We start from the raw sequence: 13,649 nt of genomic DNA, 5'->3' as shown, positions 1-13,649 counted from the left end.
CAGCCCCTGCCCCCGTCGCCACCCTCGTTGCCCGGACCGCTGGTGCCTCCGCCGGCGGCACCGCCGCCCCCGGCGACCACGAGCAGGGAGCCGCCCGTGCTCACGCTGGATGCTCCGCCCCCACCCGGTCCTTCACCGCCACGGAAGAAGGCGTTCCCGCCGGGGGCGCCCCCGTTGAACCCGCCCGCACCACCGAGCTCGCTGCCGTTGCAGCCCTTGCCTCCGGTACCGCCCACGTCGACGGTGTAGGTCGTGGGCACGGTGGTCCGTACGACGGTGCTCACCCGTGCGCCGGTACCGCCCACGCCCGGGTGGGGCAGGCAGGTGGTACCGGTGTTGTCGGCGCCTCCGGCACCGTCAGCGGTGATGGTGACCACCGCCCCCGCCGGAACCGTGTAGCTCTGCGGCGCGCCGGTGAAGAAGAAGGTCTGCGACGTGTCACCCGCCGTAGCCCGGACCTGCGTGGCCGTCACCGGCGCGGCAGCCGCCGGCACGGTCCCGAACCCCGCCAGCACGACACATGCTCCTGTCACCGCCCCCGTACCCCGCCGGATCCCCCGGATCGGGACGGCCGCACGCAATTTCATGGTGAGTGGACCTCTCGTCGTCGCACCGTCCCACCGCTCCCGGTCATGGACGCCGGCAGCGCGGCAGGACATCTGACGGACGAAAACTACAGATGAGATGTCCGTTATGACGGTCGACGCCCCGGCACCGGCCCCGGGCGTGCCGGAGCGGGGGCACGAGCCAGGGCGCGACAGGACCGTCCGACGAGCCAGGGGACGCAGGGCTCAGGTGGTCGTGCGCGAGTCGACGGTGATGCCGTCGGCGACCTGCCCGGCCTCCCAGACCACAAAGCGGTCCTTACCCATCTTCGCCGCCAACGCCAGGACGTGCTGAGCGGGCGCGGAATTCTCGATGTCCAGGAAGACGTTCGGGGCGATCGCGATGATGGCGTGCCCGCTCTCCTCGTCGTAGGCCCCGATCTCGAAGACGGTCCCGGGATCCGCCCTGGTCACGAACCGCTTCAGTTCATCGGCCGTCGCGTTGATCAGTACGGGCCTGCCCAGCCTCTTCGTGCGGTCCTTGCTGCCCATGTGCACGACTTCGGTCTCCCTCGTGAAGGCGAAATCGGTGGGCCTGCCGCAGAGGTTCTCCTTGAGTACGTAGGCCGATGTGTAGCACGCCCCTCGGTAGCCCTCGGGCATCGTGCGACGGACACGCTTGTCGATCAGCGCGTCGACGATGTCCTCCGTCGTCCCACCCAGCTCCTCGTCGCACCTGGCTGCCCATCCCGCGAGTGAGGCGTGGACCTTGTCCGGGTGCTCCACGCGGGGCTGCCCCAGCGCTCGATCCGCCCGCTCCTCCTCCTCCTCCACCTGGCAGAGGAACGCGCGCAGGGCGCTTTTCACCTCCGCACTGTCACCTCCCGGCTGTATGCGGCCCATGTACAACAGATTGCTCACCGCTCGCGCCTTTTTCAGGGCGACCTTGGAGGTGATGTGCCCGTGGTCGAAATTGTCCCGAATCTGCTCCAGGACGGACTCGGCAGTCGGCTTGGCCGGAGCCTCGGGAGCCGCCCCACGGCCCTCGCCGGTCGTCGTGTCGCCCGGCTCGGGGTGCGACGCCGGACCGAACCGCACCCTGTAGTTGGGAGCGAAGTCCTTGATCGCTTCCCTCACCATCCCCTGGACGTCCCCGGGGACCTCCTCGTCGATGACGATGAGCCATGTGAGGTCGCCGACCCTCAGCCTGCCCGTGATCCGGCTCCGGTCGGCGTTGACCCATTCGACGTAATCAGCGTTCTGGTTTCGGAAGTCCGGATGGGAGTCGATCAGGAACATGCCGCCACCGACCACGTAGTAGAGGGTCCGTCCGGGGTGGTGGGAGCGCAGTATGCGGCGATTGTGTTCCGTGGCCTTCCGCTGGAGGGATGCGGTGGACCGGACGGATTCCCTCAGTACGGCCAGTTCCGCTTCGGCGTCGCGGCGCGCGGGGGCCGGCGCCGGTTCGGGCTCCCCTTCCGTTTCCTCGCTCCGCGAGCTCCACCCCTCCGCGCTCGCAGAGCTCCATGCCCCGGACGCCTCCGAGGAGCTGCCCTCCGCTTCCGTGGTGAGCGCGAGGCATGCGACCCAGACGATCTGTTCGCCCTGCACGGCCACCCGACCGCCGAAGCCGCCCAGCAGCCCGTTGCACAGGTGCTGCTTGCCGGCGCCGACTTCTTCCGGCGTGGTGGGGCAGGTCTCCGGGCAGCCCGTGCACAGAGCGATCGGGTCCGGATACCCGTCGCGTCCCGGCCGGATCAGTTCGTAGCCATAGAAGTCTGCGGCGATCGCATCCAGGAGCTCCTGACTGTCCAGCTCCGGGCAGCCGTGGAGCATCAGGTGACTGCGCAGCTCGTCGCCGCTCTGCAGAACGCCGATGCCTTCCTCCTCGACGAGCTGGTCCCAGATGCTGATCGTGGGTGATCCGTACTGCAACGCACCGTTTCGCACGGCGCAGGGCGAGATGGTGACGCCCTGCGGAACCATGAGCGCTTCCCTTTCAGATGCTGTCCCGTCGGACTGGAAGTCCCCGAGTCCCAGGAGCAGGAAGCCCATGCAATGTCCTTACGTAGCGGATGTGTGTTGATTCGATCGTGTCATTCGACTCCGGGGACGGGAGGGGCCCAGCGGGCACGTTCAGGGGCAGGACCCGGTTCACGTGTGGATGCCCGAGACTCGGCGGCGGGGCGGCCGACGCGACCCCGTGTGGCCACAGCGGTGACGTGCCCTGCCCGGGAGGCGGGTCGCGCGCCTTCTGTCCGGCCGGCACGCCGAGGGCCGGGTCCCAGCGCCTGATGAGGACCCGGCCCACGCGGCCGCGCGACCCTCGTGGGGCGGCGGGCAAGCCCCGGCGGCAGCTGATCAAGGCATCGCCGGGGTTCGGGCCGACCACGACACATCGGGGGACATCGACGTGGTCGGCTGCTGCCAACCTATGCGTCACGCAGGCCGCGCGGGCCCCCCGCCCGGCCCTGCCGACGGACCGGTACGCGAGGAGCCGGAGGGGGAGCCCGATCGGCGGAGGCTCTTCGCCGCCGACCGGGTCGGCCGACGGGCCGAGCCGTCGCACGTCCTCCGCCCCTCGGCTCGGCCGAAGCCCACCACCGAGGGGGCTGATCGGAGGGGTACCTGCCGGTGCCGCGCCTGGAACGATCGACAGGTCCGCCGAGGCGGCGGGTGCCGGTCCGAGAGCGGATCTCTGCGCACTCGTCCGCCGGCCTCGCGCGACGCGCCAGGGCCCTGTCCGGGCCGTTCCCGAACCGGAGTGACTGATAGTGGATCTCACCCGCGATGCCGCGCGGCCCTACCGCTGGATCGTGCTGATGCTGTCGTGGGCGGCGTTCACGATGACGGCGGTCGACCGCTCGACGTGGGGACCCGCTTCCGTCTCGGTGGGCGAGCACCTCGGCGTTTCGTTGGCCGGGCTCGGCGTGTTCGCCACGGGCTATTACGTCGGCTACGTGATCTCCAATGCCTGTGGTGGCGTTCTCACCGACTGGCTCGGCGGCCGCGTGGTCCTCTCCGCCACGCTGTTCGTGGCGGGCGGATTCATGATCCTTTTCGGAACGACCTCCTCCATCGGCCTCGGGATCGCCTTCCAGGCCTGCATCGGTGTCTTCGCGGGCTGTGACTACTCGGCCGGGGTCAAGCTGATCTCGCAGTGGTTCCGGCCGGCGCACCGTGGCTTGGCCATGGGCGTGTTCATGACCGCCACCTCGCTCGGCACGGTGATCGCCAATGCGGTGGTGCCGAGCCTCATCGAGGCGTCCGGCTGGCGCGCTTCGTACTACGTCTTCGGGATCGCCTCGATGGTCGTCGCAGTCCTGTGCTTCGTCTTCCTGCGCAACGGGACCGAGACCGCCGCGGAGCCGAGGCAGATGCCCCGGCTGGGTCCGCTCGTGCGCAACCGCGACCTCGTGTTCCTGGGCCTGGCCGGGTTCGGTGGCCTGTGGGGCACCTACGGCTTCATCACCTGGTCCAACACGTTGATGGTCAAGGGCAGCGGCATCTCGCCGGTCGAGGCGGGCGGTGTCGTCGCGGTCTTCGCGGTCGTCGCGGTCCTCGCCAAGCCGCTCATCGGCATCGCCACCGACCGGTTCTGCGGTGGGCGGCGCAAGATGCCCACGGTGGTCGTGCTCGGCTCCTTCGTGGTGACGCTCCTGCTGTTCGGGACGGCGGACAGTCTCACCGCCTACCTGTGGATCGCGCCGTTCCTCGGCATCGCCGCCTATGTGTACAGCCCGCTGATGGTCGCCCTCATACCCCAGCTGTCGGGGGTGCGCAGCGCAGGCTCGGCGGCCGGCGCCACCAATGCCTTCTGGCAGCTGGGAAGCACGGTCGTACCCGTCGTGGTCGGCCTCGTGTTCCTGTCGACGCAGTCCTTCCTCGCCGCGTTCGCGGCACTGGCGGCAGGCCCGCTCCTCGGCATGCTGCTGATGCTCGCCGTACGCGAGCCCCGCCCCGGCCCCGCGGACAGGTCGGCCACCCCGCTCGATGACCGGCAGACGTCCTGCTTCGCCGGCTGACCGGCACGACCACGCAGCGCGCAGGAAAGTGAGTTCGAGGTGAAACAGCAGTACGACGTGGTGGTCGCAGGTGGCGGCTCGGGCGGCCTCGCCGCCGCGGTCGGAGCGAGCCGCGCCGGTGCACGCACACTCCTCGTGGAACGCGGCCCCTGCCTCGGCGGGGCGGCCACTCTGCGCAACGTGGTGACCTATTGCGGCCTCTACACCCGTGACACCGCCACCCAGGTGGTGTTCGGTGTCGCCGACGAACTGCTCGCCGAACTTCGTGCGATGGGCGCCGTGAGCGAGCCCACCCGGTTCACCGCCGTCGCCGTCGTCTTCGACCCGGAGAGCGTGAAGCGCGTCGCCGACGAGATGTGCGCCCGCGCCGGGGTGGACGTCCTGTTGCACAGTCATGTGCTCGGTGCCACGCGCGAGGACGACCGGATCACCTCGGTCCGTCTCGCCGACCATTCCGGCATCCACGAGCTCGCAGCGACGGTGTTCGTCGACGCCACCGGCGAAGCCGACCTCGCCCACCACGGCGGCTGCGAGGTCCGCTACGGCAACGACGGCTGGGTGCAGAACGGCACCCTCGGCGTACGCGTGGGAGGCATACCGGCCGACGCGCACATCACCCGGCAGGCCGTGACGTCCGCGGTGCGCGGGGCCAAACGGGCCGGCGCGGAGAACCTCACCGCGGACACCGGACTCGTCGCACGGATGCCGGTCTCCGGCGACCTGATCACCTACTTCGCCGACGAGGGCTACGACGCACGCGACGCCGCCGACACCAGCCGCGCCGAAGCCGGCGCCCGCCGGCAGGCGCAGGCGTACCTCCGTGTCCTGCGCACCCTGCCGGGCTGCGAGGACGCCTACATCGTCAGTACGGGCCCCGAGCTGGGCACGCGCGAATCACGTCACGTCGTGGGCAGCCACCAGCTCACCGAGAGGGAAGTCCTCGCACCAGGACCGGCTGATGACGCCGTCGCCGTCGGGGCCTGGCCGATCGAGTACCACCCCGGCCCCGGCATCCCCGCCCAGTGGCGTTTCATCGGCTCACCCGGCTACTACGCGATCCCGCTCGGGGTGCTGCGCAGCCGTGACACCGCGAACCTCTTCGCCGCGGGCCGCACCGTGGACGGGGACCGCGGCGCCGGGGCCTCCCTGCGCGTCATGGGAACCGCCCTCGCCACCGGGCACGCCGCCGGCGTCGCGGCGGCCCTCACCGCCCGCGACGGCGACACCGCGACGGCCGCCGTGCGCAGGGAGCTGTCGCGTCAGGGAGCGTGGTTCCCCCCGGGGTGAGGACCGGACTTCGCAGCCGCTGGAGAGCCCCGGCAGGGGGCGAAGCGGCTTGCACGCATGATCGATGTTGGAACAATCGCCCGCCCGACGGGGGGCATCGGAGTCACTGTGCAACGACGCATCACCACCCGCATCATCCTCGGCATCGACGCGGGCACCACCTCGGTCAAGACCGTCGCGTTCACGCTCGACGGCGAGATCGTCGGTGCCGCACGGGCGGGCGTGCCCGTCGACCGCGGTCCGAACGGCGAGGCCGAGGTGGACATGGAGCGGGTGTGGGAGGCCACGGCCTCCACGGTCAAGGACGTGGTGGACCAGCTCACGGCGTGCGGCGGTGAGGTGGCGGCGATCGGGGTCACCGGGCAGGGCGACGGGCTCTGGCTCGTGGACGACGAGGGACGGCCCGTCCGCCCCGCAGCGCTCTGGCTGGACGGCCGGACCGCCGCGCGGCTCGCCGACTGGGACGCGGACGGCCGATCGGCCGCCGTGGCCCGGACGACCGGGTCTCCGCTCTTCCCCGGTGCCATGCCGATCCTCGTCGCCGAACTCGCGGCCGCAGGGGCGATCCCCGACCCCGCATCGACGGCGACCGGTGTCCACCAGCTCAACTGCAAGGACTGGCTCCGGTACCGGCTGACGGGCGTGATGGTGACCGACCCGAGTGAGTCCTCCCGCACCTATCTGGACACCCGGTCGGTCGCGTACGAGGGGGAACTCTTCGCACGGCTCGGCCACGACGCCGTCCGCCGCTGGTTGCCGGACGTCGCGGACCCGGGTGCGGTCGCCGGAGGTCTCACCGAGCACGCCGCCGCCGTCCTCGGGCTCGCCGTGGGTACGCCCGTCGCCGTCGGCCTCGTCGATGCGGCGGCTGCGGGCGTCGGCATCGGCGCCGTCGCCGACGGCACCGGGTATGCCATCCTCGGAACGACCGGGTTCGTCGGGGTGAACCACCCCTCCCGCGCGGACGTCCGGATGGAGCAGAGCATCGTCCTGGCCACCGGGCGCGGCAGCCAGGTGATCGAGTCGCTCGCCCCGATGACGGGCACCCCGAACCTCGACTGGGTGCGCGAGTGCCTCGGCCGTGGACACCAGGACTGGTCGGAGATCGAGCGCGCGGCCGCCGCCGTCCCGCCGGGCAGTGGGGGGCTGCTCTACCTGCCGTACGGCTCGCCGAGCGGGGAGCGCGCACCGTTCTCCGACAGTGCGGCCTCGGCGGCATGGCTCGGGATGAGCATCACGACCACGTCGGCCGAGCTCCTGCGCAGCGTCTACGAGGGCCTCGCGTACGCGCTCACGGAATGCCTCGACGCGCTGCGGCTCGACGGTTCGCTCGCGATCTGCGGAGGCGGGTCGGACTCCGACCTGTTCTGCCGGATCCTCGCGGACGTGTCCGGCCGGCGCATCGTGCGACAGGACGCCCCGGAGGTCGGGGCCCGCGGGGCGGCGACGCTCGCCGGGGTCGCCGCCGGAGTGTTCGACGACCTGGACGCCGGAGTGACCGGACTCGCCCCGACCGTGTCGCACTTCCTGCCGCGGCCGGAACACCACGCGCTCTACGCGCAGACCTACGAAGCCTTCATCGACACCCGCGACGCCCTACGCCCCCGGTGGGCGCCGCTTCGGGCGCTGCGGGCGCTGACGCCCGTCCCCGCGCGCCGGGAGGAAGCATGACCCACACCGCCAAGCCGACCGTCCTCGTCACCGCCCCGTTCGACGCGGACACCGCCGAGTCCCTGCGCGACGAGTTCGACGTCGTGCTCGCCGAGCCGGCCCGCCACGGCGAGAGCCTCGCCGCGGCGGGTCTCGACGCCCAACTCGCGACGGCGACCGCGATCGTCGCCGAACTCGACCTCGTCGACCGGGCCACCCTCGACAAGGCCCCGGCACTACGGTTCGTCGTGTCGTGCCGTGCCGTACCGGTGAACGTCGACCTCGCCGCGTGCGCGGCGCGCGGCATCCGGGTCGCGACGACGCCCGGCCGCAACGCCGAGGTCACCGCGGATCTCACCTTCGCGCTGATCCTGTCGACGGTGCGCCATGTCGGCAGGTCGGAGCGCTGGTTGCGCGCGGGCAACTGGAGGCCGGACGCCGTGTTCGAGCCGTACGAACAGTTCCGCGGTGCCGGCCTGGGCGGTCGTACGCTCGGGATCCTGGGCGGCGGGGCGGTCGGGTCGCGGGTGCTCCGGCGCGCCCGCGGATTCGGGATGACGGTCAAGGTGTACGACCCGTTCCTGCCGGCCGGCCACTTCGGCGACGACGCGTCCGTCGTGTCGCTCGACGAGGTCATGTCCACGTCGGACGTCGTCACCGTGCACGTACCGCTGATGCCGCAGACGCGCGGCCTGGTGGGCGCCCGGGAGCTGGCCCTCATGCGCCCGGACGCGTTCCTCGTCAACGCCGGCCGCGCCGCGGTCGTCGACGAGGACGCGCTCATGACGGTCCTGCGCGAGCACCGCATCGGCGGCGCCGGGTTGGACGTCCACCATCAGGAGCCCCTGCCCGCGGACTCGGAACTGCTGACGTTCGACCACGTGACGCTGACGCCGCACATCGCGGGCGCCTCCGACGACGTCGTCGTGGAGCACTCGCGCATCGCGGCCGACGCGCTGCGCGCCTGGGCACACGGCGCGCCGCGCCGCGGCCCCGTCCTGAACCAGTCCGGCGAAATGTCCCGACCATGACCCACACCACCCCTCAGCTCACCGGGAGCCGGTTCCCCCGGTTGCTCCGGACCCAGGGCATCGCCCGCCCCGTCGCCTGGGGATTCGCCGCGCTGACCCTGTTCATGGTCGGTGACGGCATCGAATCCGGATTCCTGTCGCCCTACCTGAGCCAACTGCACTTCTCCGAGGCGAGCGTGGCGCTGCTGTGGTCGGTGTACGGCATCGTGGTCGCGGTGGCCTCATGGCTCAGCAGCGCGCTCGCCGAGGCGTGGGGTCCCCGGCGCATGATGCTGCTCGGGTCCGTGATCTGGTGCGTCTTCGAGGTCGTCTTCCTGGTCCTCGGCGTCATGCGGCAGGATTTCGCGGTCATGCTCGTGGCGTTCGGCATCCGCGGGCTCGGGTATCCGATGTTCGCCTACGGCTTCCTGGTCTGGGTCACCTTGGAGACCCCCGAGGAAGTGATGGGACGCGCCGTCGGCTGGTACTGGTTCTTCTCCACGCTCGGCCTCGGTGTCATCAGCTCCTACTACGTGGGCGCCGTCATCGACACGATCGGTCCGCTGGCGACCCTCTGGACCTCCCTCGTCTTCACCACGGCCGGCGGCCTCATGGTCGCGTTCCTGCTGAAGAACCCGGTCCGGGAGCCCGTCACGCTCGGCAGGAGCATCCGCGGGGTCGCCGGCGCCGTGACCATCGTCGGGAGCAGACCGAAGGTCGGTGTTGGTGGCGTGGTCCGGCTGATCAACACGCTGTCGTTCTACGCGTTCGTCGTGTTCCTCAGCACCTACATGGTCCACCAGGTCGGATTCACGCAGCCCCAGTGGCAGGTCGTCTGGGGGACCATGCTCGCCGCGAACGTCCTCGCGAACCTCGTCTCCGGTTACCTGGGCGACTGGATCGGCCGTGTCGACGTCGTCGCCTGGTTCGGCGGCATCGGGTGCTTCTTCACCGTTCTCGGCCTGTTCTACCTGCCCACCGTCTTCGGGCCGGCGTTCGCGCTCACCCTGGTGGTCGGAGTGCTCTACGGGTTCACGCTCGGCATGTTCGTGCCGCTCTCCGCGATCGTTCCCCTGCTCGCACCACGGCACAGGGCCTCCGCGGTCGCGATCCTCAACCTCGGAGCCGGACTCAGCCAGTTCGCCGGCCCCGTCGTCGCCGGGCTGGTCACCCCGATCGGCGTCGAGGCGACCGTCTGGGTCATCGCCGTGCTCTACCTCGTCGGATTCGCCCTGACCTTCCTCCTCCGCCAGAACACGACCGAACGCGCGGAGGCCCGTGCAGCCGTCCCCTTCCCCCAGTGATGAGGAACACCATGAGCGCCATTCCCGGCATCGACCCGGACGACGCCGTCGCCGAACTGATCGACATCGGCCGTACCGCCGTCGAACGAGGGCTCGTGCTGGCCTCCGGCGGTAACCTCTCCGCCCGGACCGGCGCGGACCGGTTCGTCGTCACCGGTGCCGGCACATGGCTCGACCGCCTCACCCCGGACCGGTTCACCACGATGGACCTCGACGGCAACGTCCTCGACGGCGAAGAGCCGTCGAGCGAATGGAAGCTGCACCAGCGCAGTTACCGGGCCCGGCCCGACGTCAACGCCGTGGTGCACCTGCACCCGCAGCACGCCGTGCTCCTCGACGCGCTCGGGCATCAGGTGCGGCTCATCACCCTCGACCATGCCCACTACGTCAAGAGCGTCGGACGCACCGCCTACTTCTCGAACGGGTCCGACGAACTCGCCGACGCCGCGGCCGAACAGGCCCTCCGGCACAACTGCGTGATCCTGGCCCACCACGGCTGCTCCGCGCTCGGCGAGACCGTCGAGATGGCGTTCCGGCGTGCTCTCCACCTCGAGGACGCCGCGGTCGCCACCTACCGTGCCCTGCTGCTCGGCGACACCACCACGACGATGCCCGCGCATCTGCCGGCCGGGTCTCCTCACGCCTGAGGCCGTGGCGCCGGTCCCGCGTGGCACGGCCGGGCCCGCGCCGGTGCCCGGTCGACTCGTCCCTCGTGCCGCCCGGGCGTACGATCGCAGTGCGGCTGCTGCGACCGCTTCGACGTCGTGAGCGAGGTCATCGTGGAAAAGCCGACCACAGCCCGTTGGACCATGACGGCGACACGTCAGGTGAACTACGAAATAGTTGAGTCGTCACATATCTTGGATCCGGCCAACCCCGACCTGGCGGCTCTGCCCCAGGGGTCCGAGGGAGGTCATGGACGCCGCCTCGTCGTGATCGACGAGGGCGTCGACGGAATCCTGGGCGAGAAGATCCGCGGCTATTTCCGTGAGCGGAACACTCCCATGGACTACCTGGTGCTACCCGGCGGTGACGAGCACAAGACCCTCGACCAGATGGTCAGGGTGGCCAGTCGGCTCAATGCCATCGGCACTGATCGGGTCGGCACGCCGCCCATCGCCTTCGGCGGGGGCGTGGTCCAGGACGTCGTGGGGATGGCCGCGAGTCTGTACCGCCGGGGGATTCCCTACGTCAGGGTGCCGACGACGCTCCTCGGTCAGATCGACGGAAGCGTCTCGGCCAAGAACGGGGTGAACTTCGAAGGCTGCCGCAACAGGCTGGGCACCTTCGCGCCGCCCCCGCGGACCTTGACCGACAGGACCCTGATCGCCACGCTCCCGAAACGCCAGATCAGCAGCGGTATGGGCGAGATGCTCAAGATGGCGCTCATCAAGGACGCGGTCCTGTTCGAGCTGCTGGAACAGTACGGCCCGGCGCTGTTGGCGGAGAATCTGCAGGACACGGGCCCCTTGACCGGAGAGGAGCAGCTGGGCAGGGAGGCCATGCACCGGGCCATCACCGGCATGGCGGAAGAGCTGCAGAAGAACCTCTGGGAGACCGACCTGCGGCGCATCGTCGACTACGGCCACACCTTCTCCCCGGCCGTCGAGATGAAGGCCCTGCCCGAACTGCTCCACGGGGAAGCCGTAGCGATGGGCTGCAACTTCGGGGCCGTCCTGTCGGCGCGCAGGAACCTCCTTCCGTACGAACAGCTCGAACGGATCGTCCGGACCACCCGGAACCTCGGCCTCGAACCGTCCCATCCCCTCTTCGGCGACCCGGACTTCCTGAACAAGGCGCTGGTCGACACCGTCCGGCACCGGGACAGCCACCAGTACATCGCCTTGCCGAAGGAGATCGGTGCCACCACGTTCGTGGACGACGTGACGGCCGAGGAGATCACGGAGGCCGCCGCCGTGATGGTGAGGATCCTGAACGGACAGTCCCCGGTGGTGGACGCGGCGGACAGGGGGACGTACGGAGCAGGTCCGGTGGAGTGAACGCGTCCGCCGGACGGCGGCGGTGGCCGACCGCAGCGGTGGCGGTCCGCCGGGGCGCGTCCGAGGCTCGTGGTCGGAGACGAGCCGCGAGGGAAGGGCGGAAGCCGATGCCGCACGCCGAGGAGGACGGTTTCAGCGGGCCTCGCATCGGTACCGTCGATCAGCCCCGGAGGACGCCGGCCGGCCGCCTGAGAACCGCCCTCGTGCGGACCAGCCTGCTCCCCGCCTTCCTCGTCCTCACGGTCATGACGGTGGCCCTGTGGCTCATGGGCATGCCGTTCCTGCAGGCCCTCACCATCTCCACCGCCGTGAAGATCGTGGTGGCTCTGCTGGAACTCCGCCGGGTGTCGGACCGTTCCGAGAGCTGACGCTCAGGTGCGCACGGCCGTCGGCGACGGCACGGGCGCCTCGCCCGGCGAAGCCGCTGCCTCGGCGAGGAGTTCGGGCAGGGTGCCCGGGAAGTGCCACAGCCGCGGCAGGAGCGCGGCCCACCGTTCGGCGGGGACCCCGCCGGCACTCCAACGGGCGATCAGGGCCGCGGTCTCCACATGAAGCGCCGCCCGGCCGCTCCAGGCCGCGCGCGAGACGTCGGTCCAGCCGGACTGCTGGCCGACCCACGAGGTCAGCAGGCTCGCCGGCCGGACGAGCGGAACCGCCTCCGCCGCCGACAGCTGCCCGCGTTCGAGCACTGCGCCGAGGTGGCCGAGGTGCGGGGCGTCCGGGTCCCGGTGGGCGTCGTGGACGACGGTCAGGGTCCGCAGCGCCTCGCGGGCCGACTCGGCGGTGTCGCCGAACGGCCCGGTGTCGCCGGGCGGCTGCCACGCGGGGACCCAGGGACTGCTCGGCCGAGGACGGTACGGCTGGGGCGCCTCCGGCGCGCGGGCGGGCGGCGGCAGGGGCCGGCCGGGCCTGGGCGGCCGACCGGTCCTGAGGACGACGGCGACCTCGGCCGGGCAGCCGGGGTGCGACCGCAGCACCTCCGCGGCCTTACGCGGCAGCCGGCGGCCGAGCCCGGCCGCCGCGACCAGCCCCCAGTCGATGCGGTACGGCTCCTTGAGGACCGCCCGCACGGCCTGCTGCACCTCCCAGGGGTCCCCGTGGTGAGCGGCGCGCAGGCGGCGCAGCAGCGCGCCGGTCCCGAGCCGGCGCTCGGTCGCGGAGTCGAGGAACGGCTCCGGGTCGGCCTCGGCGCAGGCCGCGACGATCTCGGCGTCGCCGTCCCCGCCGGCATCGCCGCGCACGCCGTCCCCGCCGACCTCGGCCGGATCGACGGGACCGGGCGGCAGCAGCGCTACGAGTTCCCGCACCCGCCCCGTGCCACCCGCGGCGCGTACGGTCGCCCAGGCGCTGGGCCGGGCGGTCGGCGGGTGTGCGCCACGCCGGTCGAGGAGAGCCGCTGCGGCGAGGTCCGCGTCGCCCGAGTACAGGGCCCGGCGGTGGTGGTGCGGGTGGTACGCACGGCCGGCCGCGGCGGCGATCGGGTCCCGCACGGACAACAGGCACCGCGTCTCGTAGCTCAGGCGGTGGTTGTCCAGCAGCGCCGCGTCGACCTCGGGCAGGTCGAGGTCGAAGAGGGCCTGCTGCGTGCCGGCATGACCGACCGTCCGCGCGAGGGCGGCACGCAGCCGGGTGCCGCCCAGCCGCAGGACGGCCTCGATGACGGGGGTGGGCGGGTCCAGGCCCATCGAGAACAGGGCCGGATCGATGGCCAGCCAGGCGTCCAGGGCGGTGGTCCGCTGGTGGTAGGGGATCAGCGTCGCCAGACAGGCGAGGTGGAACCGGTTGGTCATCCGCTGATTCGGCGACAGCTCCTCGTACGCCACCACCG

Annotated in this window: 9 protein-coding genes and 2 pseudogenes; 8 read left to right on the top strand and 3 right to left on the bottom strand. The window is 71.3% G+C overall.

Annotated features, from left to right (window positions below; translation table 11 throughout):
* A pseudogene (locus EF918_RS39125) lies at window positions 1–515 on the bottom strand (hypothetical protein); the annotation flags it as partial.
* Window positions 516–791: 276 nt separating this feature from the next.
* Window positions 792–2,600, bottom strand: coding sequence for a hypothetical protein (locus EF918_RS23225; RefSeq protein WP_125650035.1), 1,809 nt, complete (start codon window positions 2,598–2,600; stop codon window positions 792–794).
* Between the two features lie 719 nt (window positions 2,601–3,319).
* Between EF918_RS23225 and EF918_RS23220 the strand changes: the two genes are divergently transcribed.
* From EF918_RS23220 to EF918_RS37170, 8 genes are all read left to right on the top strand, one after another.
* On the top strand, window positions 3,320–4,570 hold the full coding sequence (locus EF918_RS23220) for a nitrate/nitrite transporter (protein ID WP_221889742.1): 1,251 nt from the start codon (window positions 3,320–3,322) through the stop codon (window positions 4,568–4,570).
* Between the two features lie 39 nt (window positions 4,571–4,609).
* Window positions 4,610–5,857, top strand: coding sequence for an FAD-dependent oxidoreductase (locus EF918_RS23215; protein ID WP_125650033.1), 1,248 nt, complete (start codon window positions 4,610–4,612; stop codon window positions 5,855–5,857).
* A gap of 108 nt (window positions 5,858–5,965) precedes the next feature.
* Window positions 5,966–7,528, top strand: a complete 1,563-nt coding sequence (locus tag EF918_RS23210; protein WP_221889741.1) for an FGGY family carbohydrate kinase — start codon at window positions 5,966–5,968, stop codon at window positions 7,526–7,528.
* The gene (locus EF918_RS23205) at window positions 7,525–8,538 is read left to right on the top strand and encodes an NAD(P)-dependent oxidoreductase (RefSeq protein ID WP_125650031.1); all 1,014 of its coding nucleotides are present in this window, start codon (window positions 7,525–7,527) and stop codon (window positions 8,536–8,538) included. The genes EF918_RS23210 and EF918_RS23205 overlap by 4 nt, the downstream gene beginning before the upstream one ends.
* Window positions 8,535–9,821, top strand: a complete 1,287-nt coding sequence (locus tag EF918_RS23200) for an MFS transporter (RefSeq protein ID WP_125650029.1) — start codon at window positions 8,535–8,537, stop codon at window positions 9,819–9,821. The genes EF918_RS23205 and EF918_RS23200 overlap by 4 nt, the downstream gene beginning before the upstream one ends.
* A gap of 11 nt (window positions 9,822–9,832) precedes the next feature.
* A complete protein-coding gene (locus EF918_RS23195) occupies window positions 9,833–10,468 on the top strand; it encodes a class II aldolase/adducin family protein (protein WP_125650027.1) in 636 nt (211 codons plus the stop codon).
* 162 nt (window positions 10,469–10,630) lie between these two features.
* A complete protein-coding gene (locus EF918_RS23190; protein ID WP_221889740.1) occupies window positions 10,631–11,821 on the top strand; it encodes a sedoheptulose 7-phosphate cyclase in 1,191 nt (396 codons plus the stop codon).
* 203 nt (window positions 11,822–12,024) lie between these two features.
* Window positions 12,025–12,189 carry a hypothetical protein gene (locus EF918_RS37170; protein WP_185921877.1) on the top strand — a complete coding sequence of 55 codons (165 nt, stop codon included), beginning with the start codon at window positions 12,025–12,027 and terminating at the stop codon, window positions 12,187–12,189.
* A 3-nt stretch (window positions 12,190–12,192) separates the two neighbouring features.
* Here the strand turns inward: EF918_RS37170 and EF918_RS37165 are convergent.
* Window positions 12,193–13,649: pseudogene (locus EF918_RS37165) on the bottom strand (hypothetical protein); the annotation flags it as partial.

The sequence above is a fragment of the Streptomyces sp. WAC06614 genome, assembly GCF_003949795.1.
Lineage (GTDB): Bacteria > Actinomycetota > Actinomycetes > Streptomycetales > Streptomycetaceae > Streptomyces.
The sequence above is the reverse complement of the archived record's forward strand: the minus strand, read 5'-3'. Positions and strand labels throughout refer to the sequence as shown.